Genomic DNA, 23452 nt, shown 5'->3' with positions numbered 1-23452 from the left:
CCTTGCACAATACTGTTAGTATAGTACCACGAGGAACACCGACGATTACGGACGACGGGTCAGCAACACACCACTAATAATCAACAACCCACCGATACCCTGCACCCATGTCGGCTGTTCCCCAATCAGCGGCCACGCCAACAACGTTGCGACTAATGGAATTGCGCAGCTATAGATAGCAGTACGCGCACTTCCGGCCACGCGCACACTATTATTCCAAAGGACATAAGCCAACACGAGGGCTAACAGTGTCGCATACAAAAGACCAAACCACGCATTGAAGCTCACACTATCCCAAGCCACTCGCCCCCAATCAGGTATGCTGATCAAAGCCATCCCCGGCACACCGGTCACCATCGTCCAAGCAGTGATAGCTAATGGCGATAAACCCTGACCAAGGGTGCGAACGCCAAGTGTGTACATCATCCAACAGAGTGCAGCACCGAGCATCAACAGATCACCGAGCAAACCACTACCACCGAGGCTTAGCCCACGTTCGGCAACGACCAGCATCACGCCACCGATAGCTAGCGCAATTCCCATAGCCATCGTGCGTCGTACCCGCTCAATACCGAGCACAGCAGCGGTAAGTGCTACCCAAGCCGGCGTAGTCGCGATAATCAGCGAGCCATTTGCTGCGGTGGTTAGCGTCAAACTATAGGTAAACAGCGCCTGATACACCGTGTTACCGATAAACCCAATCCAAGTCAACTTCCAGAACGTTGCACGGTCGGGAGGTAGCGCACGCCGGCCCTCACGCCAAAACGTAAAGGCTAGCAGCAACACACTTGCGCTGACAAAGCGTAACGTCGCAAACGCCAATGGCGGAATCTCGGTTAAGGCCGCTTTGACAATGCTAAAATTCGCACCCCAGATCAAGACCACCAGCAGCATGGTGAGATCGGTTTTGGTCAAACCGGTGAACAAGACCCGCTGCTCGATACGGGAAGTCGTGCTCGTCACAGACACCTCGGTATAGATAATCGTCGGCGTATTTCGCCGCTAAACATAGCGTACACGAAATTAGTGGTCATAACCAGCGTCTATAGGCGGATATTTGGCTTATCAGAGAAGTTTGGATCACGACAACAAGCACAATGTAGGGGCATGAAAAAAAGTGACAGAAAACCTTCCACACCTAACCTCCCAAGCCTACCGTACAATTCGTGCTATACTGAGCGACGCACGCAGCATGTAGCTGTCGCGCCAATGATTTCGGGCGTTGTTACCCGGAGGAACTATGTCAACTCTAATCGAAGCGATCATTGCTCGTGAAGTACTCGACTCACGCGGCAACCCAACGATCGAAGTCGATGTTCGACTGGAAAGCGGTGATGTAGGGCGGGCAATCGTACCAAGTGGTGCCTCAACCGGTGCGCATGAAGCTCTTGAGTTACGCGATGGCGACAAATCGCGCTACAACGGGAAGGGTGTTCTCAAGGCAGTGCAGGCCGTGAACGAAGACATCGCCGAAGCGCTGATCGGCTTCGACGCTGCCGACCAAATTGCGCTCGACAACGAGTTAATTGCGCTTGACGGCACTCCCAACAAGAGCAAGCTGGGCGCCAACGCGATTTTGGGTGTCTCACTCGCAGCGGCAAAAGCTGCTGCTGCCGCTTTTGGACTACCACTCTACCGCTACCTTGGTGGCGTCTATGCTCACATACTGCCGGTACCGATGATGAACATCATGAACGGCGGACAGCATGCGACTAACAGCACCGACTTTCAGGAGTTCATGATTATGCCGGTCGGTGCCGACAGCTTCCGCGAGGGTCTCCGCTGGGGTGCTGAAATCTATCACGCCCTAAAGAAGGTCATCCACGACCGCGGCTTTAGCACCACCGTCGGTGATGAGGGTGGCTTCGCACCGAGCTTACCTACCAACGATGCTCCCCTGCAACTGATTATGGAGGCCATTGAGAAAGCGGGCTACCGTCCCGGTGAGCAGATCTATATCGCCCTTGATCCCGCCACAACTGAGATTTACGAGGATGGTAAATACCACCTCAAGCGCGAGGGCCGCGTCCTCACCAGTGCCGAGATGGTTGATTACTGGGTCGATTTGGTTCATCGCTACCCGATTATCTCCATCGAAGACGGGTTAGCCGAAGACGACTGGGAGGGATGGCAGTTATTGCGATCCAAACTCGGTCACAAGATTCAGTTAGTCGGTGATGACTTTCTGGTAACGAATGTACAGCGACTGCGACGAGCTATCGATGCACGCGCAGCCAACTCAATCCTGATCAAGCTGAATCAGATTGGTTCTCTCACCGAAACCCTCAGCGCAATCCAGTTGGCCCAGCGCAGTGGCTGGACGGCGGTGGTATCGCATCGATCGGGCGAGAGCGAAGATGTGACCATCGCCGACCTGGTCGTCGCAACCAATGCCGGCCAGATCAAGACCGGTGCACCGGCGCGCACCGACCGTATTGCCAAATATAATCAATTATTGCGCATCGAAGAAGAATTGGGCAGCGCCGCGCAATACGCCGGACGCAACGCATTCACATCCATCCCCCACGGCATGTAGGGCCGCACGGCGGTGCGGCCCCAGAACGGCGGTGCGACCCCCGCACGGCGGTGCGGCCCCAGAACGGCGGTGCGACCCCCGCACGGCGGTGCGGCCCCCGCCCATCCCCGCATGGCATGTAGGGCCGCACGACCGTGCGGCCCTACATGCCATGCGTTTGGATGATCCGTTCTATCCCTTAGCGCTGATCAATCGGCACATAATCACGCCGCTGCGGGCCAATATACACCTGCCGCGGTCGCGTAATCTTCTGCTCAGGATCTTCGAGCATCTCAAGCCACTGCGCCAACCAACCCGATGCGCGTGGAATGGCAAACAGGAAGGGGAAGTACTCGATGGGGAAGCGCAACGCTTGATAGATCAAACCACTGTAAAAGTCAACATTCGGATAGAGCTTGCGCGAGACGAAGTATTCATCTTCCAATGCCACCCGCTCAAGTTCCATTGCTACATCAAGTAACGGATTGGCCGCCGTAGCCGCGAAGACCTCATGGGCAATGCGCCGAATAATCTTGGCCCGCGGATCGTAGTTCTTGTAGACGCGATGACCAAAGCCCATCAGACGAGTCTCACCCTTCTTCACTCGCTCGATAAATGCCGGCACATTCTTGGGATGGCCAATCTGCTGCAACATCCGCAACACGGCTTCGTTGGCCCCACCATGCAACGGCCCATACAATGCTGCCGCTGCGGCTGCCAGCGCGTTGTAGGGATCGGCATGACTCGAACCGACGCTACGCATCACCGAGGTTGAGCAGTTCTGCTCATGGTCAGCATGCAAGATGAAGAGCACATCCAACGCCTTAGCCAACACCGGATTGACTTCATATTCGCGTTGGTTCATGTAGTCCATCATGTAGAGCAGATTGGCAGTATAGCTCAGCGAGCTATCGGGCAGGTTAAACGGTCGTCCGATGCGGTGTCGGTAGGCAAACGCAGCGATGGTTGGAATCTGACCAATGATACGCCAGATCTGCTTCTCGCGCACGGCAGGATCGTGAATGTTTTTCGCTTCGGGGTACAACGTCGACATCGCCGCCACCGAGCTGATCAAGATACCCATCGGATGCGCATCGTAGCGGAAGGCCTGAATCAACTCGACGAGGCTATTGTGCAAGAACAGATGGCGACTAATGCGATATTCCCACCACGCCAATCGCTCTTTCGATGGTAGCTCACCGTAGAGCAAGAGATAGGCTACTTCGAGATACGAGCTTTGTTCCGCAAGCTGTTCGATCGGATAACCGCGATACTCGAGAATGCCTTTGTCACCGTCAATGAAGGTGATGCTACTCTTGCACGAAGCAGTATTGAGGTAAGCCGGATCATACGACATCAAGCCAAAATCGTCGTCAGAGACTTTGATCTGGCGTAAATCGGTTGCCCGAATGGCGCCATGCTCAATCGGAATTTCGTAGGTCTTACCGGTACGGTTGTCGATAACAGTGAGGGAGTTTTTTGTCATAGCCGTGCTCTTTCATTTCACTACGACTGCATCGCCATTGATACATCGGTGTGCCGTTTATAGATCCGGCATACCGGAAGCCACGGAAAATTATTGTGTCATGTAATTCTTCTACATTGTACCAAAAGTTGTTACAAATTGCACAGGCTTACCTTATGTTGGCTTTACCCAGTTAAATATAGTTGTTGGGCAGTGTGATAGAGTTATCTTGTTTAGCGAAACAAACCGGCAAGAGCCGAGATGTCGTGTCAGCGGGGTAAGATAATAGATGGCGCAAGAGCAGTCAACACGGTGAGATGGTAAAAATTGATAAAAACCGGTGTTGTCGACACACGGTCGCCGTATCTTCGCAGCTATTCCGTTGTCATTCCCGACCCACAACCCCAATTACCGTGTTGACGAGCTGTTACGGTTTATCGCCACACTTCAACCACCATCAACGTCGTGGCACAATCTCAATCGGAATACGCCACACCGACTCATCGGCATCTACCCGCGGAATTGGGGCAAGCGAGGGCCATCGATAACTCCCGATAACCAACCAATAGCGACCCGGTAACACATCGGTAGGAATCGTTATGTATCGCTCATCGATAATCAACTCACCGGCTTGCCACACACTCGTTGGCCGACCACCACCCGCCGGTGGGCCATCGGCGTCGATGATTCGCTCGTCTTGGCCGTTGCGCACGTGTACCATGATGCTCCGTTCATCGAGATTACTCTGCAACGCCTGCCACCAGAGTGTTAACGCTATCGTCTCACCGGGTACAGCCTGTGTCGCGCTTAGATCGTAACCGCGGAGTAGCATATCATCGCCGAATTGAATGTTCAGCGGTTGTAATGGTCGCCCAATCTGCGCCGCTAACAAGGAAGATTGTGTCGTCCAATCGACCGTCACCACCCCTTGCCGATCTATCGTGAAGGAAAACAGATCAACCGGTGTCAGTAATGCACGCTGGTCAGTACCAACCCACAGCCGAGCGATATAGGTACCGGGTAAAGATGTCCCTTGGCACATCCCCAGGACTATCGGCGCACCAGCAGCATCTTGCGCACGCGCTGCACTGGTCGCAAGATCGAGAGTTACCGTGGCCTGTTGTACCTTTGCTGACGGCATAAAACGCAATCCATAGCGACCGAACAACAATCCGTGCCGGCGATCCCACAATTCAAGTGCTACAACTACCGGGCTACTGTCTACGTTGATCATATCAATGCTTGTTGCCACCGTCGAACCATCCGCAACACTGGCAGCCTTGATCGTGACACTATGCGCGAATCTTGTCACCATACTCTTTGGTGGAGTCGTGAGCAAGCTCACCGTCTGAATCTGAACCGGCTGATCAACGGCTTGGAGTGTGAGCGCTTGATCCTTTCGCAGCGGACCAATAACCACACGCGCACGACCGGCCGGTATCTCATACCGCTCACCATTGATGACCAGCTTAGCCGGTGTGAAACTAGCGGTTTGTAACACGATCCAGCGTGGTTCACGCTCCGTCACGAAAATCATCCCATCGGAAGCCGAACGCTCACCGATGATTGGCAGTGTCACCGTCTCCTTGCCTACTATGTGCTGCCAGATAAGATGTGCTACTGTCTCAGAAGGACGCCGATACAGGCGATACGATCCACCGCTCCAGATCGGCGGATCGGTGTAACCCCACAAGGTCGGATCTTCATCCCGCTGTAAAAGCGCGTATTCGGCAATAGCGCTGGGTTCACCGCTGACCGATGAAGCATAACCGGTGCGAACGTTCCCCCAAACATGTGCGTGATCGAGGAGGTACGCTGCGAGTGCACTCGTCACTCCCTCTACTCGCGGATCACCGGTAAGGCGCACCGTGCTACCGGCAGGTACAAGCTGACGCAGCTCGCGTAATACCGGTAATTGATCGGCAAATAAGGCGGGTTTACCCCAATGATCGGCAACTACGCGAATGGCTGTTAATGCTACCGGATTACCGATCAGGAAAGCCACACTACCGGCAACCAACACTCGTTGCCACACCGAACGGCTACGCAGATGATCGAGCATGGCTTGCAAACCACTTGCTGCCAGTGCTCCGGCCACCCACCCCACATACGCCGCAGCTTTGAGATAGCCGTAGTGGTATGCCGACCCAAAACGCAGGTAGAGTAAAAAGCTACTTGCTCTAACCAGCATCCCAACCCAGTACCAACGTTGTGGGCTGGTGATCAAGCCATACCCGACGAGGACGATGAGCATCATCGTTGCTACCCAGGCGGGTACTGTTAATGGTTCGGGCAACTCACGTAGGCGGAAGGTGGTGAAACCAACAATATCACTCAGTGGTATAAAACGAAAGAGACAAGTGTCGTGAGCGGCAAGCTGTAGCGATAGTTAAAGCCGGCAAAATAATCGGGTATCGTCGGTGCAGCCAGTACCAGCGTCAACAGAACAAGCACCAGCGCCCGTTTAATCAGCCGCCAACGATCGCGTGTCTGCCCAAGCCCAACGACTCCAATTCCCACTGCCATCAATCCCAGCGGGCCAAGGGCTGGATAGTAGGCAACCGGTACAGCCGCCAAACTAATGGCAGCAGCGCAATAGTGGGCAACTCGACCGACAAATGATTGTGCAGCCCAACGTTCGGTATCGGCACGCACGGTTGCCAAACCAAGCGTTAGCACCAACGGCAGCAGCGGCCATGCTGCTAATTGCATCCCGAAATTGAAGTAGCTCGTCCAGAGCAACAGACCGTTAAGAGCCGCCAGAAGAGCCGCAAACGCTGCCGGCCCACGCCGCATGGTAAACACTGCTTGTAAAAGCACATATATCCCGACGACACCAAGTGCACGTAGCCATGCGAGCAATGGTGCGAAACTAACGAGGGGTTCACTCCCACTCACGAGATCAACACTACCTTGCCAAATACTAAAACCAAGGGTCAAGCCAATTCGCGGCGGATCAGCATTGATATCACGCAATGGGTTTGGTGGTGCCGTTGCGATGGCACTCACCGGACCACGGACCAGATAGCGCGCAGTAGGCCAGTAATTCTCAATATCCCAGCCGCCACCGATGGGCGCAGCATAGCCATAACTCAATAGTGGTGCAACTCCAAACGCAACCGCAATACCGGCTACAACCAATCCCGGCCAATGATGGCGTATTGCTGTAATGATCTGAGGTGGACCATACCGTCGCCATGTGAGCCAATTGAACCATCCGCTCAAGAGAGCAATCAATCCCAATGCCCATCCTAAACCACCGATAAACCGTACCACCCAGTAACCAACGAGGATCGTCAGCACATAGCCAAGGATGGGGGTCAATAATGCTCGCCAGGGCCAAACGACTGCCGGAAGCAACAAACGTGCCAGTCCCCATCCATTCCAGAACGCGAGGAGACTGGCAACAAGTAAAACCAAAACCAGTTCAAATGCGAGTGTTATCATACGGCATCATGGCCGAGAGCTACTGTGTGCCAACATCACGGTTGGCGCGCTACCACGAACCACAAGATCAAGACTGCTATCAGATACAAGCTAACCGATACACCGACAAGGATCGGCAATGCTACATCGTATAATACACCAAACAGCGCACTGCCGATGAACCAGCTCAAACCAAAACAAGCGTTAAACAGACCATAGGCCGCACCACGCCGGTCAGCAGGGGTAAATCGTGTCACGGCAGCCCGTAGAATCGATTCCTGTGCGCCAAGTGCTATCCCCCAAATCACCACACCCAATACTGCCACCACGAATACACCGCTAAACATAAACGGTGTGCTCAGTGCAGCAAGCAAGGTTATACCACTCAAAACCGGCATACCAATCCGGTCATAAAGAAACCCAAAACTCAGTGCAGCGACTGCATCAACTATCATTGCCAGTGCATACAAAACCGGTATCGCTGCTGCATTAATAAGTTGAGTTCTTTGAAAATGATAGGCTGCAAGGGCAAAATCAACACTCGCTGCGGCGAAAAGCCCGACACTGAGCAGGTACCACCAAAAGCGTGCCTGCAAACCGGTGGTCAATAGCTCAGGAGTCTTACTCACCAGATCAGACGGTTGGGGAAACAAGAACCGCGCCACGATTAAGGCGATCAGACAGGCCACACCGGGTACAATCAAGAGCGCAAACGCCATCTGAAAACTACCACCCACTGCCAACACCGCCGCCAATACCAACGGCGCCGCCACTGCGCCGATCTGATCGAGCGCTTCGTGTAAGCCGAATCCCTTCCCTGTACCAACCCGTTCTGCGGCATATGAAAGGAGAGTGTCCTTTGCCGGACTACGCAACGCCTTACTGAACCGCTCGACCATCAATAAACCAACGGCTAGCGGCCAAGCTTGAGCCAAGGCAAGCATTGGCACCGCAATGATCGTCAGCGTATAACCAAGAATGGTCAGCAACCAATATCGTCGCGTGCGATCACTCAGATAGCCAAATACCAACCGCAAGCCATAACCGATCAATTCACCGGCACCGGCAGTCAATCCGACGACCGTCCCACTCGCGCCTAACAAGGCCAAGTATTGACCACTCAGGCTGCGTCCGCCTTCATACACCATATCGGCCAGCAGGCTGACCACACCCATCAGGACAATAAATTGTACGGCGCGACGATACGAATGAGAGATTGTTTGCATTGCTTGTATACGATACCGCTCGGCCAACCCTCATCAACTCTGGTATTTGATAGCGTTAAACACCATGCTGCTGGGCAAAGGCGCACAACGCATACCACAGTGTTACCGCAGCAAGGCGGGCCGTGCGATCATCGTCATCATAAGTTGGATTCAGTTCACTTACCTCAATCAGACGAGTCCGTGGTTCGGCGCCGGCCAATGTTGCCAATGCCACCAACTCTTCACCACGCATTCCAAGCGGGTTGGGTGCGCTCACACCGGGGGCTTCGGCGGCTTGAACAACATCGAGATCGAAACCCCACCCGATACTTGCTGCATCACTTACTGCTAGCATTGCCCGTACCGTCTCGGCAACACCCAAACGACGCGCATCAGACAAGCTGACAATCGTCGCTCCTTGTGCAAGTAGATACGTCGTATATACCGGTGCATTAGCAAACGGCTGAGCACCAATGATCCAATAGCGTTGTGGATCGATCAGGCCAGCTTCGATCAATTGACGATAGGGCGTACCGCTATTGGCCGGCCAATCGGCTCGAACATCATAATGCGCATCGACATTGATCGCTAGCGGTGGCGGTATAGCCGCCGTAGCCAACGCGGCAAAGTCGGGAAAACTAATGTCGTTCCCACCCCCAAGACTGATCAGCAATTTACCGTCTTCGATAATCTGCGCAGCCAGAGCACGTTGCAACGCATGAATCGTCTCGAGATCGGCATCAACCGGCACATCACCAAGATCGCAGATCGGCAGATCGGTCAATCCGGCCACACCAAGCCGGTAGAAACAGCGCCGGATAGCAGTCGGCCCCTGAGCGGCACCGGCGCGCCCCCGATTACGTTGCACCCCAATATCTTGGGGACAACCGAGGAGCACCACCTTCGCCGAATCATAACCGGCAATCCCGGGCGTAACGAACTCACCCAGCCGCCGGTCGTTGGGATCATCACGGTGATAGAACAATGCACGCGCGGGCGGAACAAGTTGTTGGAAGAGCGACGTCACTGACGGAAGAACTCGATAACTTGGCTGCGTTCCTCTTCGCTGGGCATCAACTCGATAAAGGTAATCCGGTGCCAAGGAAAGATCACTGCCTGCACGCCGGCAGCCAGATACGGTACCGGTTTACCATCACGTTTACGCATATTAGTGACTTTGATAAACATATCACCGGGTTGTGGTTCCTGATCAATATCGGCCAGCAGCGGATCTTCGCCGGTGAGATGTAGGACGACCGTTTTCGGCATAGAGAATCCTCCGCAAGATTTATAGCTAGTGACGCAATTCAAAGCGTACCAGTAACATCCCAAACTGAACTTCATCGCCGTGCTGTAATGGCATCGACTGACCGGGTGGTACCCGTTGCCGATTCAGAAAGGTACCGTTTGAACTACCGAGGTCTTCGAGGGCGTAGGTGCCGTTCTGGCAGATAATCCGCGCATGCCGGCGCGAAACACCAGCATCGTAGCCACCATCAAGACTAAAATCGACATCGGGAAAAAAATTGCGTTGCTGATCCTTCCGCCCGATGACAATTTCAGCAGCAACCGGTAAGGTAATCCGGCGTCCCGAGCTGAGCACGACGAGCGCAACCGTTGGCCCGCTTTCGGTTGGTTCTGGTGCCGGTAACACCGTAGCAGTATCATCCAACTGGACCGATTCTGCTGCCCGATTCAGCGACGCGGTTGTTTGGCGCTGCGAGGTTGTACTGATCAAGCTTGCCCCACAAACGGTACAGAAGATCGTGCCATCGAGTTGTTGGGATTGACAATGGCTACAGATAATCATGCCTCCTACTCCGGCCTATGACTGCTCTTCACGCCCGATCAAGCCGCGCGTACCATACTTGATTCGTTTGCGACCCTCGGCACTCGCTCGACCGGAGCGGAGCAGGCGCGTTGCTTCCTCTTGGACGGCACGCGCCAGTTCAACCTGGCCCGCCTCAAACAGGCGTGTACCGGCCATTTGCAACCGCTGCGTCGCCTCTTCTAGTTTTCCTTCCTCAACCGCTTGCCATGCCCTGGCCTGCAACCGATAGGCAACCAACCGCTCAAGCCAGTGCTTGACCGTCGGATCAACATCAGTGCTTACCTCATCCGGATTGTGCACTACAGCCTGCAACACTTGGTCATAGCTCTGCACCACATTATCATTTCCGGGCATGCGAAAACGCAGATTGAATCGGATCAGCGTATGACGACCTTCTAGCAACGGCGGTATCACCACTTCAACCAGAAAAGCTTGTACGTCCTGCTCAGGCCAATCACCGAGCGTGGCCGTCCAGACAGAATCAGCCTCTTCGATCACCGGTAATGGCCCGATGAAAGGACGCACCCGGTCGAACGAACGGACGAGTGCCTGCGGCGGCAAGGCTAGTCGCACCTGCACATCTTGGGCAAAAATACTATGCATACGCTCAACTTCGGCAGTAAAAATTTTAGTGATGTCGGCGACAGACGTAATGTAGTGCGTGCGACTATTCTCTCGCGCAGCGATAGTCTCCAGCAAGTCTTCATTCCACTCACTACCGATCCCTAATGCCGTAATCCCAATCCCACGAGCTTGGGCACGCCGCGCAATCTCGACACAACGGCTCTCATCACCGTAAGTACGGCCATCGGTCAGCAACAATAAGCGGTTAATTGCCCGCGGCATCATCGCCCGTTGCAATTCTTGCACACCAAGTGCCAAGCCGGTTGCCATCTCGGTACCGCCAGCAGCTTCAATCGCACTAATTTGGCGTTTAATTTCGGCCCGTGCCCGTGCCAGTTGGGACGATACCACTACTTCGGCCCGGTCATTGAACGTGACTAATGCAAAACTCTCGTTATCACCTAGCAGGTCGAGAATCTGCATCGCGGCCTGCTTCACCTGTTGCAAACGCTCACCACGCATCGACGAGCTGCGGTCGATCACCAAACACAAGTTCAGCGGCAAACGGGGCATCTTCGTTGCACCGCTCTGTGCCGACAACTCGATCAGCGCATACAAGACTTGTGGCTCGTTAAGGGCCGGTAACACACTGCGACTAGGCGTTATACGCAGTTCAACCTTGCTCATCGCTGCCCCTCATCGAGCGGAAGTGACACGACGACCACCGAGATATTGTCATCACCACCGGCCAGGTTCGCCAAGGCGATTAACTCACGGCAGACATCATGCGGCCACGGACTATGTTGGAGTGCTTGCTCAATGGCCTTTTCATCGACCATACTCCACAGACCATCACTACACAGCACGATGTGCGAGCAGTTGTTGAGCTGGTGATAAACAAAATCGACTACTATCTGTGGCTGCTGCCCGACCGTGCGATAAAGCTGGTTGCGCAGCGGATGATCGCGTGCCTCATCAGGATTAAGCTGACCAAGTGTAATCAGGCGCCCGACGGTCGAGTGATCGGTCGTAAGCTGACGTAACCCACCCGGTTCATAGACATAGCAGCGTGAATCGCCGACATGCGCCACGTAGAGACCATGCCCAATGACCAACGCAGCAGTACAGGTGGTGCCCATATCTGAGCCAAGCGCCTGCGCTTCTCGCCAAATCGCGGCGTTCGCTTCTTGCACTGCCTCAATCATTAGGGGCTGGAGTGCTTCGAGGATCCCATCCTCAATCACTGGCAACACCAACCGTTCCAGCACACCGGTCAGCACCGTCTGAACGGCTAACCGGCTGGCGACCTCCCCCCCCTGATGACCTCCCATCCCATCGGCAACCACAAACAGACCTACCGGTACATCACTCCCTTCACGCGGTAGGGTCATGATCATCGCCAAGGTACAATCTTGATTAACCTCACGCACCCGACCAATATCCCGCAATGCGGCGGCGGCAAACCCTTGGACCGAACGAAGCAAGGTCAGCGCCGGCTGGTAATTCTGCCCGATTTGGCGTGTCCCATCCTCGTCAGGAGGGGTTAGACGCAATTGGCGCTGCCGTTCTGCCTCGATAGCAGCCAAACTCATTGGCTCGGTTGGTGTTTCGTCTGATGAAGGAGCAGTTTCGTCCGGCATAGTGTTCCTATCCCTTAAACAACCTATCTACGCCCTCAATGCGTAAAGATGATGATCCATCGAGCCAACATAGACGATCCCGTTCACGATCATCGGTGTCGAGACAATTGGACCGTCGGTAAGGTATTTCCAAATCAACTGCCCATTTCCGGCGTCAAGACAGTAAACGGCCTGGTCGACTGCACCAAAGTAGAGCCGACCACCTTCTACCCGCGGCGACGAGGTAATCTGACTACCAACCTCATACTTCCACACCAAACGACCATTCTTGGTGTCGAGAGCGTAGAGATTACCATCAACCCCACCGACAAAAACGCGCGTACCGACGACAAAAGGTGACGAATTAATATAGTGACCGGTACGAAACCGCCACGCCGGCCAGCCACCCTCGGCATCAAGCGCATAGAGGTTCTGATCAAGCGAACCGACAAATACCAAGCCATCACTGTACGTTGGCGACGAACGTACCGGTTGCTGAGTGCGCTGCTTCCATTTAACCGCACCGGTACGAACATCGAGACAGTAGATATTACCATCATCGCCACCGATATACACCGATGAGCCATGAATGCATGCCGAAGAGCGGATCGGATTCCACGTGCGATACTTCCAAATCAACGTACCACGTAGACCATCAATTGCATAGACGTGTTGATCGTCTGAGCCGACGAAGACAACTCGATCTTCAATCCGTGGCGATGAACGAATTGCCTTCTCACTACGGAACGTCCAGCGCACACTCCCACGGCGCACATCAAACGCATAGAGCTTGCCGTCTTCAGAGCCGATATAGACCATATCCTGCCACACTGCCGGCGACGAGCTAATCCCACCTTCCGTAGCATATTTCCAGCGAAATTCGCCGCGCACCGCATCAATGGCATAGATATTCGTGTCGTAACATCCGACAAAAACCAACCCACCACTTACCAATGGTGATGAACGTATCTCATCTTCACACGTAAACCGCCAGACCAGCTCGGTTGTCTGCACCCCCTTCTTGAGCACTGCCGGTGCAGCGACCGGCCCTTTACCGGTCACCGTCGCAGCGAGCGACGGTACCGCTAACAGCGCCTGCCGAAATTCCTCGGCACTCTGCCAACGTGCTGCCATGTCGTATTCAAGTGCGCGCGTGACCACCGCCTCCATCTCCGGCGAGACGGAGGGATTAATCTGGCGGATAGGACGTTCTTGGAAGGTAAACGGTGTTTCAAGACGCGGATCAGTATTGGTAAGGAGATGATGCAACGTCGCACCGAGGGCATAAATATCACCAACCGGCTCGGCCACACCTCGGTACTGTTCGGGGGGAGAATAGCCCTCAGTACCGATCATCGTGCCCTTACGGTCGCCTCGGTTGAGGGTACGCGCAATCCCGAAGTCGATCAATACGATCCGATCGTCATCAACGACCATCACATTCGAGGGCTTCATATCGCGGAAGACGATCGGTTCCGGCTTGTGATTATGCAAGTACGAAAGTACCGCGCAAATCTGCACCGCCCAACGGGCAACCCGCGCTTCATCAAGCGGCTTGCCATGTTCTTCGAGAACCGTTTCGAGGTCTTTACCGGGAATAAACTCAAGAATAAGGTAGACTTTACCGTCTTCCTCGAAAAAGTCGTACACTTTGGGAATCGCCGGATGCTGCAACGTCGCCAACAAACCTGCTTCGCGCTGAAAGTTTTTCAGATTGAGCAGGCGAGTTTTGGAGTCCGGCGCACTTTGTGCCATCTCTTTGATTGCACAATAGCGCACAACATCTTTAAACCGGAGATCGCGTCCGCGGTAGACCACGCTCATACCGCCGACCCCGATTGGCCCTTCGACGAGATAGCGCCCCTGCAAGATAGTGCCCGCATTCAGCATTGTCGGCATTGCAGCGCGCGCCTGTCCGGTCGGTTGCTCCTCTATGTGCCGCATGCCATCGTCGGCGTTTCCGGCGGGTTGCACCGTCATCCGGCGTGTAGCCTCTTCCGGCGCAGATGGAGGTACGGTGGGGCTGATCTGGCGCGTGCCCTCACCAGCAACGCCACCATCGGGCGGTTGTGGGTTGATAGCCTTGGTGCCTACCCGTTTGATCAAGCCCATAAGCAGCCTCGTTCCGTGCTAAACTATGAAAAACCGTTAACGCGCCTGTTCCTCTATTATAGAAGCTGTTGAATGCTTCAGCAACCACTCTTCATCAGAAGATTGCTCTGCTGTGGGGGTATTTATCGGTCGTGCCCATCCCTTCACCCGCTCGACTGCCATCTGCCATTGTGCGTAACGTGCAGCCCGTTCACTTGCCGACAACTGCGGTATAAACCGTCGCGCCGTCTCATCAACCAGCACCGGCATTGTCCCCAGCGACCAGATTCCGGCCCCGATCCCGGCCAAGAGCGCAACACCACGCGCCGTTGTTTCGGTATCCCGCGCCCGCACTAACGTTACCCCACTGATGTCAGCCTGTATCTGACAAGCGAGATCGCTGGCAGCCAGACCACCGCCAACACGCAACTCCTGAACGTCGAGACCGGCTTCGGCTTTCATTGTCGTCAGAATATCGACTAATTGAAAGCCAATCGACTCGTAAAAGGCCCGCGCAAGGTGGCTCAGTTCTACACCTATTGTTAATCCAAAGATCGCGCCGCGCGCGCTGCGATCTTCACTTGGCACACCTAAACCGTTCAAGGCCGGAACAAACACCACACCACCACTGTGATTAACGCGCGCCGCATATCGGTCAAGATCGGTCACCCGCCGGACCAATCCCAGATCGCGTAACCACGTTGCTGCTGCACCGGTGGTGGTCATATCGGCTTCTAGCGCATAGGTTACGATCCCATCGATTTCCCACGCCAGATACGTTTTGCAGATTCCCTGTGGCGGTGCTACCGGGCCGGCCACGACATTGACAAATGATGCGGTGCCGTGCGTGGCAACTGCCTGCCCAATTGCACGGCAATCGTACCCGAAGAGAGCAGCCTGTTGATCGGTAATCATCGCTACCACCGGCACTTCTGCACCATCAATGTGCAGCTCGCCAAAGTGATGGATTGTCGGACGAGCCACAGGTAAAGCTGCTCGCGGGATCGAGAGCGCCTCGATCCATTCCTCCCACAACGCTCTTCGGCGGGGGTCATACACTGTCATCGCCTGCAAGAGAGAATGATCGAGCGCATGCTCGGCCGGACGCCCCAGCGCTTGTACAATCCAACCCGCTGCCAGCGATACACGCAAGACACCTTGCTCGGCAGCACGACGAAAAGCAGCGTCATGGCGCATGCGCCACGCCATATGCATAGCGCCAGCATACGCCCCAGGAAACTGCCCCAATCGTTCGCGCCGGAGTGGGCCTAAAGGTGTTTTATCGAGCGCTGCGACCAACGGTGCCGTGCGCAGATCTTGCCACGTAATAGCGTGCCCGATCGCCCGACCGGTACGGGCATGCCACGCAAAGATCGTATCACGCTGCGACGTAACGCCACATGCAATCAACTCACTACCACGCACACCGGCCCGTGTTAGTGCCTCTGCAATTGCCTCGGCGACACTACGAGTAATCGCGCGCGGATGCTGTTCCACCCATCCCGGTTGTGGACAGATTCGACCCACGGCACGGTAGCCATAGCCACGTACCCGTCCTTCTTCATCATAAACAACTGCGCGGCTACCACTACCACCTTGATCGATTGCCAGGATATAACGCTTACTCACCGTTCTGCCTCATTCCATATCATCCGAATGATAGGCATTATAGCCGATCTCATCACGAATACCGGTCGTAGCTGTTGTGTATACCCTGTTTGGGTCTCGGTTATAATACCGATCCTGTGGTTAGACGATTGCCGTCTTGGAGCAGAACCTGCTATCGAATTCGCTCACCGACTAGCAACGATATGACACACTTCACGATTACCGCCCGCGATCCTCACAGTCGTGCGCGCACCGGGCGCTTACGAACAGCTCATGGCGCGGTCGAAACCCCGGTATTTATGCCGGTAGGTACTCGGGCTACGGTTAAATCGCTCAGCCCGCATGAACTGCGCGAACACGGCGCATCGATTATCCTGGGGAATACCTATCATCTCTATTTGCAGCCCGGTCACGAATTGATCGCCCGTCACGGAGGGTTGCACGGATTTATGAGCTGGAACGGTCCAATCCTCACCGATAGTGGCGGCTTTCAGGTCTTTTCCCTGGTGTACGGTGGGATTGCCGATGAAGTAAAAGGCCGCCGACCCGCCCACCCGACACGGTTGGCCGATATGGTGACCGTCACCGAGGAGGCCGTTATCTTTAAATCGTACCTTGACGGTTCGCGTCATGTCTTTACGCCAGAACGGAGTATCGAGGTACAACATCACCTTGGCGCCGACATTATCGTCTGCTTTGACGAACTTCCGCCGTTCCGCGCCGGCTACGACTACACTGCACAGAGTATGGCCCGTACCCACCGCTGGGCCGAGCGCTGTTTGGTAGCCCACCAACGGCGCAACCGTGCTGCACTCCCTAACCCCGACCAACTCCTGTTTGGGATTGTGCATGGCGGTATTTTTGCCGACTTACGCCGCGCGAGCGCCGAGTTCATCAGCAGTATGCCGTTTGATGGTCTCTGTATCGGCGGATCACTAGGAGCTAATAAGACCCAGATGTATGAGGTGGTTGATATGACCGTACCCTACTTACCCGACGGTATGGCTCGCCACCTCCTCGGTGTTGGCGACGTTGATGATCTCCTTGAAGGAGTCGCTCGTGGGATCGATATGTTCGATTGTGTCAGCCCTACGCGACTCGGACGACACGGGGCAGCCCTCATTCGCAATCGCGAACGCAACTGGCGGCTCAATGTGACAAATGCGACGTTACGTGATGACCCAGGACCATTGCAAGCGGGTTGTCCGTGTTATACGTGCCGGCATTTCTCACGGGCGTACATTCATCACCTCTACCGCTCGAAAGAACTACTTGGGATCAGGCTGGTCAGCTTACACAACGTCGCCTTCCTACTGAACCTGATGGCCGAGATACGTGCCGCTATCGCCGCCGGTCGCTTTGGTGAACTGTACTATGAGTGGTTGGGGAAGCCGTTGCCGGATATAACACCCTAAGCTGCAACAGTGTGGCGAACTAGCGATGCTTGAGCGGACGGATCACGATCTTACCTTCGGCGATCGGTCACCCGGTTGATCTCCTCGAGGACGCGCAGATAGACATCTTGACGCGAGCGGGGTGTGTCGTCGTGCGATTGTAATGCGCGCTCGGAACGTATCGTGTGAAAGACGCGCCAACCTAACATGATACTGCCACCCAAGGTTAAGCCGAGCATTGCCCACGGCAACCACTCAACCACCGTCGGTACCAACGTCGCCGCGTTCAACCACCGTTCAATGAACGGCGGTGACCATGCCAGTTCGGCATAGCGAACGAGATAGTAGATCACAAGCCCGGCGTTCACCAACCCGACCAGAGCACCGATCAGACGCTGCGACCATTCATCGGTGTCCTCTAAACCCAACTCAAGGATAGTATCAATCCCGTAACCGACGATCACAGCCAACAGTAGCAACCCGCTTAAACAAAGAAAGAGTGGCCATTCAGTCGCCAAACCCAGCCGTTCCAGCAGATTGATCACACCATCTTGCCAAATATCGACCAAAACTGCACCGATGAGCGTCCCGGTAAGCGCCAGACCGCTCGGTATTGCCCCTCGCCGCTGACCGACCAGAATAAATAACAGGATCACGACCGCCGCACCCGCATCAATGATCATCTCGCTGCCCCTTCGTATTGCACGTGCAATTTTACTACCTATTGTAGCAGATCCGTCAAACCTGCTACACTGTTGCCTATCATCACGCTGTAGGAGCTGAGTAGGCATTTCTTCACCTGACGGGCAAAAATCGGCATCCGAGCGACTGACCAAAAATGCTATAATGACCGCATCAGACAACAGTTGTCTGTCGTACCATTGCGAGCGGTGGTTTATATTACCGAGGCGCAATCGTTTGAGTGCTTAAGGAGGAATTACATGGTTCGCGTCGCAATCAACGGTTTCGGCCGGATCGGGCGCCAGAGCTTTAAGGCGATGCTGGAGTATTACCCAGACGAGTTCGAGATCGTGGCAATTAACGACTTGACCGACGCGCATACGTTAGCACATCTACTCCGCTATGACTCGACCTATGGCGCGTTTGAAGGTGAAGTAACCGTAACCGAGAAGTCCATTATCGTCGAGCAAGACGATGTGCGCTACGAATTACTAACCCTAGCCGAGCGTGATCCTGCCGCGCTGCCGTGGAAAGAACTGGGCGTTGACATTGTGATCGAGTCGACCGGCCGTTTTACCGATGCCGAAAAGGCTAAAGCTCATCTCGCCGCAGGTGCCAAGAAAGTGATCATTACTGCACCGGCCAAGGGCGAAGACATCACCATCTGTCTGGGTGTGAATGACGCCAAGTACGATCATGAGAAGCACCATATCATCTCGAATGCCTCCTGCACCACCAACTGTCTGGCGCCGGTGGCCAAAGTACTCAATGATCGCTTCGGGATCGAACGCGGGTTGATGACGACGATCCACTCGTACACAATGGATCAGAACTTGCAGGATAACGTCCACAAGGATCTGCGCCGAGCCCGTGCGGCCGCGATCAATATGGTACCGACCACTACCGGTGCTGCTAAGGCTGTCGCGCTGGTTATTCCTGAACTGAAGGGTAAGTTCCATGGCTACGCGGTGCGTGTCCCGACACCAACCGTCTCAATGGTTGACTTCTCGGTTCTCCTCAGCACCAAGACGTCGGTCGAAGAGATCAATCAGGCATTCATTGAGGCCAGCGAGAGCGAAGAGCTTGAGGGTATCCTCGGTGTCAGCCACGATCCGCTGGTTAGCACCGATTTCATCGGTACCACGTATAGTAGTGTGGTTGACCTACCCCTAACGATGAGCATGGGCGATGATTTCTTCAAGATCGTCGCGTGGTACGATAACGAGTGGGGTTATTCGGTACGTGTCGCCGATCTGACGGCGCTGGTCGCAGATCGGTTTGAATAGTCGGATGGGCGGTAGTAGGGGCAGATTGGAAACCAGCCCTACTACCGCCACTGTTGCAACCGTGCCGCCCAATCCCTTCCAGCCCGACGTAATAGTTCTTGTTGCCGTTCCAGTACAACGTAGGCCAATAGCATTAGTAGACCCACCAAACCCAGCAATAACCACTGATTGAGCATGCGCGCCGCATTACCCACCAACCAGAGAATACCCAGTCCGAAACAGACCAACCCAGCCACAAACGGTACCCTTAGCCGCATTAACGCCCCATAAGTAGCGATCAGCAACGACTCGCCACTGACGAATAAGATGTAGCCAAGGTTACTCGGCGATCCGACGGCTTGGAGGAATGTTGCGCTGAGTAATAATCCAACCGCACCCGTATCTACCATACGCGCAAGCCGATCTTGGCGTTGGAAGTAGCGAATGCCATTCGCAAACGCGAGCAGATAAACGCCGACCGGTATCACGTACAACTGCATTTCGCGCAAATCCCAGACGAGAAATTGGCCAAGGCTAGCGGCGACAAAGGCCGCACCGGCGATATAAGCGTACTCGCTCCGCCGTTCGCGGACCGTCGCCGTGACGTAGAGAACGCCGGTGTTGATCAGTGCTACCACCAATGCACGTAGCTCGTCGGCGGCAACGATGACGGTGAACACCCCTACCATCAACGGTAACCACAACGTTGGTCGCTGCCAGATCGTCACCGGCGCATAGCGGCGGCTAGCCCAACCGGCCAGCATCAGCGGCACCAGCGCCAACACTAACCACGCTGCCTGCCAAGGTATCGTCAGATCGGTCTGCGCAAGCCAGCCGGCAGTGCTGCCGATCAACGCTGTCACATTTAGGACTGCGCCAACTTCGCTCTGCTCGGAAACCGCAATAATCCCAATTACGAGTGCATAGATCAACAGCGGCCATGAAAGGCTGCTCAAACTGCTGTCAAAGAGCATCATTAGCGCGATCAAGCCGGTGACTGCGCCAACCACATAACTGTCCAATCCTAGCACACGCAAGACGGCTGTCGATCTCTGACGGCGCGTCCCTGCTCCACCCAGCCCCACAATGACCGCGGTTGCCAGTAACGTCCATCCAATGAGCGAAACGTTGGGCGCGAAGAGCCAATTGGCAGTCCCACCAATCGCCATAACCAACTGGATTAAGGCCAGACTCATGATCCGCCAGCGTCGGTACGCGACCGCGCCAACCGTGAGGATCAGCGTCGCACTGCCCGCAGTCAATGGCAGATACATGCGATACGCCGACACTTCCAGCGCCGCCGGCAACGTCGGTATGGGTAAGACAAGGGCTGTAGCTATAGCCAACTGCGCATACGGACGGTCAAACGGTGCCCATCGCCGCAAAACGAGCGCCGCTCCGCCATAACCAACCCCTAACAGCACTGCCAACACACCGATCCCACTCAGACCGCCTTCCCAGCGCAAGAATCCGCCGACGACCGCCAACAACCACGCCCAACCGAGCATAGCAGCCGCCGGATAACCGAACTGCCAACGTTGCCAGATGAAACTTAACCCCAACCACACTGCACTCGCAATGAGCGCTGCGCTGATGGTAGGTATGCTCGGCGTGAAGAACGCACTGATGAGCAACAACGTGCTGCCACTGCCGAGCACACCACCCCAAAAGAGCGCCGGCGTCGCCCAGTACCCGAACGTACCACGACGGATCAGGCTCCCACCAATGGCATAGACACTCGCTACGCTCGTGCCGGCAAGGAGATAGTGCTCAAACGTGCTCAGCCAACCCACCCGTTCGAGCACGCTCGCCACCAAACCCAACACCACCGTTAAGCTAGCCATTGACCAAAAACTATTGCGTTCGCGGAAGGCACACCAACCGTAGAGCATCGCTGCCAGTGCCAATGCTGGCAAGTACCATACCGGATCAAGCAATGCCGTCATCAGCGAGCCAATCGCGATCAGGGCTGCCCCGATCCAACGCAACACCAACGGTGCATAACTGATACGAGCGGTAACGTAGGCTGCGTGCAAGCCAAACCCAATCCCGCCAATCACAAGCGTGATCAGACCGCGCTGGGCCCATGCCTCGACAAACGAAGCCACCCACACGTTCAGCAACACCATCACCAGCGCCAACCCGATACTCCCCACCAACGTGCGGTTCGGTTGCAATAACCTCAACTGCCCACGTTCGAGCAGCACCACCAGTAACCCACCGGCTACCAGCAATAACGGATAACTCTGGCCGATTGCCGTTCGGTCGAGCGCAGTGAGCAACGCAACAACCAACAGCAGTGGCGTGCTTGCCAACAAGGGGATTGCATACGCCTGACCTCGCCGCTCGATCAGCGCCGTCATCCCGACATACACAGAGGTCAGTAGAGCCAGGCTCAGATTAGCCCACCGCAGACCGAGATCGGGCAATACCGTTCCGATCAACACTGCCACCGGCAACGTTAGCGCTGTCACCCACACCCACCGTGGCTGCCGTTCAAGCCACGCAGCGCCGGCACCGAACACACCGCCCAACCCAAAGGCAATCATTGCTGGCCAAGCAAGCATCGGTATAGGCTCAGCCAACACGAGACTGAGGCTCACCAGCAGCGACAGCGGCGGGCCGGCCCACTGCATCACACGCGGCCCTAACGCCAACAGAGCAGCACTACTGCGGGCCAACCGGTGGGTTACCACCAGCGTAGCAAACCACCACCCAAATGCCCAAACCGGTTGCCACTGAAGCGCGACATCCCACTGCCAAAACGCGCTTACCAACACACCGATTGCAGCCGAACTGGCGGCCAGACTATAAAACACACGACGTGTATACCACGCCCCACCGATGTAAATGGCCATGCTCACACTGCTCACTACCAACAAAGCTGTGTCAGTCGCGAGATTGAGCAGACCAGGGCGCGTGAAAGAAAAGACCACGATTGGCACCAGCAATGCTGCAATCGAACTCAGATTCCGCCCAGCGGTAGCAAGCGCCTCACGCTGACCCATCCACCGTCCCAACCCCCACAAGCCACCGGTCAATGCAGCCAAGATCCCGACTTGCACAATCGGTAGGAAGCTGTTCCAATTGAAGATCACCAACACCAAGCTCGAAATGAGCAACAGAAACGTGCCGATGACCAACAACATCCGGCGCGTACCGAGCGACAGCAGTGCAGCAAAAATCGGCCCTATCCGATTGGTAACCGTTGATGGTGGCGTAGTAGGTGCAGGTCGTATTGGCAAATCGGCCGCAGTCTGAGCCGAAGATGCTTGCAGCACCTCACGCAATGGAGAAACCGAGGTTGCCGTTTCTGATTCTTCAGGAGAAGGCGAGACCGGTAGAACCGGTTGGGCCTCTGTCCGCAGTGTGGCACCCTCCTGTTCCAACAAACGCAACACTCGCTCGGCGGTATCCGTATCCAGTTGATTCGTCTCTAACCAAAAGTACACCAGATTGGCGAATTGATCCGCTGGCTTCGGTGAAGATCTTGCTGATGCCGTTCCGATCCAGAAACCGATTAGCCCTGTGACCAACAGAATCGGCAGTAGGCAACATAAGGCTAGCAAAGCTAAGAACTCCATAATAGTGCTCCGGGCCTGATGACTACACTGCTATTCCAGAACGTGCACAAACATGCGCGCCGTCCTGTTCCCATCCCGATTTGCGCCACGCAATCTTCTCTGACAGGCGTTACGATCCCGCCTCCGCGGGCACTCACTCCTCCCGGAGTGCCGCCATTGCTGGTCAGACCTCACCACGGGTAGAGCAGTTGCGGTTACCAGCCG

The 23452-nt window shown here is 55.2% G+C and carries 17 protein-coding genes; 3 read left to right on the top strand and 14 right to left on the bottom strand.

What is annotated here, in order from left to right; translation table 11 throughout:
• Positions 1-45: 45 nt before the first annotated feature.
• Positions 46-963: a DMT family transporter gene (locus ACP5OT_RS01490; RefSeq protein ID WP_424674667.1), complete on the bottom strand. Its 918-nt coding sequence runs from the start codon at positions 961-963 to the stop codon at positions 46-48.
• A 277-nt stretch (positions 964-1240) separates the two neighbouring features.
• On the opposite strand from ACP5OT_RS01490, the gene eno reads away from it, so the two are divergent.
• Entirely contained in the window at positions 1241-2536 is a 1296-nt protein-coding gene (eno, locus tag ACP5OT_RS01485; protein WP_424674668.1) for a phosphopyruvate hydratase, read from the top strand.
• Positions 2537-2714: 178 nt separating this feature from the next.
• On the opposite strand, the gene ACP5OT_RS01480 is transcribed toward eno, so the two are convergent.
• The 11 genes from ACP5OT_RS01480 to ACP5OT_RS01430 all read right to left on the bottom strand — a co-directional run bounded on the left by ACP5OT_RS01480 (position 2715) and on the right by ACP5OT_RS01430 (position 16345).
• Entirely contained in the window at positions 2715-4001 is a 1287-nt protein-coding gene (locus tag ACP5OT_RS01480) for a citrate synthase (RefSeq protein WP_424674338.1), read from the bottom strand.
• Between the two features lie 436 nt (positions 4002-4437).
• On the bottom strand, positions 4438-6237 hold the full coding sequence (locus ACP5OT_RS01475; protein WP_424674339.1) for a hypothetical protein: 1800 nt from the start codon (positions 6235-6237) through the stop codon (positions 4438-4440).
• Between the two features lie 77 nt (positions 6238-6314).
• The gene (locus ACP5OT_RS01470; protein ID WP_428131133.1) at positions 6315-7427 is read right to left on the bottom strand and encodes a hypothetical protein; all 1113 of its coding nucleotides are present in this window, start codon (positions 7425-7427) and stop codon (positions 6315-6317) included.
• A 35-nt stretch (positions 7428-7462) separates the two neighbouring features.
• On the bottom strand, positions 7463-8632 hold the full coding sequence (locus ACP5OT_RS01465; RefSeq protein ID WP_424674341.1) for an MFS transporter: 1170 nt from the start codon (positions 8630-8632) through the stop codon (positions 7463-7465).
• Between the two features lie 55 nt (positions 8633-8687).
• Entirely contained in the window at positions 8688-9638 is a 951-nt protein-coding gene (locus ACP5OT_RS01460; protein WP_424674342.1) for a formimidoylglutamase, read from the bottom strand.
• On the bottom strand, positions 9635-9880 hold the full coding sequence (locus ACP5OT_RS01455) for a hypothetical protein (protein WP_424674343.1): 246 nt from the start codon (positions 9878-9880) through the stop codon (positions 9635-9637). The genes ACP5OT_RS01460 and ACP5OT_RS01455 overlap by 4 nt, the downstream gene beginning before the upstream one ends.
• A gap of 25 nt (positions 9881-9905) precedes the next feature.
• Positions 9906-10421 carry an FHA domain-containing protein gene (locus tag ACP5OT_RS01450; protein WP_424674344.1) on the bottom strand — a complete coding sequence of 172 codons (516 nt, stop codon included), beginning with the start codon at positions 10419-10421 and terminating at the stop codon, positions 9906-9908.
• Positions 10422-10436: 15 nt separating this feature from the next.
• The gene (locus ACP5OT_RS01445) at positions 10437-11693 is read right to left on the bottom strand and encodes a vWA domain-containing protein (RefSeq protein ID WP_428131131.1); all 1257 of its coding nucleotides are present in this window, start codon (positions 11691-11693) and stop codon (positions 10437-10439) included.
• Entirely contained in the window at positions 11690-12646 is a 957-nt protein-coding gene (locus ACP5OT_RS01440; RefSeq protein ID WP_424674346.1) for a protein phosphatase 2C domain-containing protein, read from the bottom strand. Before ACP5OT_RS01440 ends, ACP5OT_RS01445 begins: the two co-directional genes overlap by 4 nt.
• 27 nt (positions 12647-12673) lie before the next feature.
• Complete coding sequence (locus tag ACP5OT_RS01435) at positions 12674-14737, bottom strand: PQQ-binding-like beta-propeller repeat protein (RefSeq protein ID WP_428131129.1); 2064 nt, start codon at positions 14735-14737, stop codon at positions 12674-12676.
• Between the two features lie 36 nt (positions 14738-14773).
• Positions 14774-16345, bottom strand: coding sequence for an FGGY family carbohydrate kinase (locus tag ACP5OT_RS01430; RefSeq protein ID WP_428112826.1), 1572 nt, complete (start codon positions 16343-16345; stop codon positions 14774-14776).
• Between the two features lie 182 nt (positions 16346-16527).
• On the opposite strand from ACP5OT_RS01430, the gene tgt reads away from it, so the two are divergent.
• The gene (gene tgt / locus ACP5OT_RS01425) at positions 16528-17739 is read left to right on the top strand and encodes a tRNA guanosine(34) transglycosylase Tgt (RefSeq protein WP_424674349.1); all 1212 of its coding nucleotides are present in this window, start codon (positions 16528-16530) and stop codon (positions 17737-17739) included.
• A 50-nt stretch (positions 17740-17789) separates the two neighbouring features.
• Here tgt and ACP5OT_RS01420 read toward each other — a convergent pair whose 3' ends face one another.
• The gene (locus ACP5OT_RS01420) at positions 17790-18401 is read right to left on the bottom strand and encodes a CvpA family protein (RefSeq protein ID WP_424674350.1); all 612 of its coding nucleotides are present in this window, start codon (positions 18399-18401) and stop codon (positions 17790-17792) included.
• 258 nt (positions 18402-18659) lie between these two features.
• Between ACP5OT_RS01420 and gap the strand changes: the two genes are divergently transcribed.
• Positions 18660-19685, top strand: coding sequence for a type I glyceraldehyde-3-phosphate dehydrogenase (gap, locus tag ACP5OT_RS01415; protein WP_424674351.1), 1026 nt, complete (start codon positions 18660-18662; stop codon positions 19683-19685).
• A gap of 41 nt (positions 19686-19726) precedes the next feature.
• Here gap and ACP5OT_RS01410 read toward each other — a convergent pair whose 3' ends face one another.
• Positions 19727-23248 (bottom strand): SCO7613 C-terminal domain-containing membrane protein, encoded by a 3522-nt coding sequence (locus ACP5OT_RS01410; protein WP_428131126.1) that lies wholly within the window; start codon positions 23246-23248, stop codon positions 19727-19729.
• Positions 23249-23452: the final 204 nt, after the last annotated feature.

Origin of the sequence: Chloroflexus sp. (assembly GCF_049970315.1) — a bacterium.
Taxonomy (GTDB): domain Bacteria; phylum Chloroflexota; class Chloroflexia; order Chloroflexales; family Chloroflexaceae; genus Chloroflexus.
Note: the sequence above shows the minus strand (reverse complement) of the source record. Positions and strands in the feature narration are given on the sequence as shown.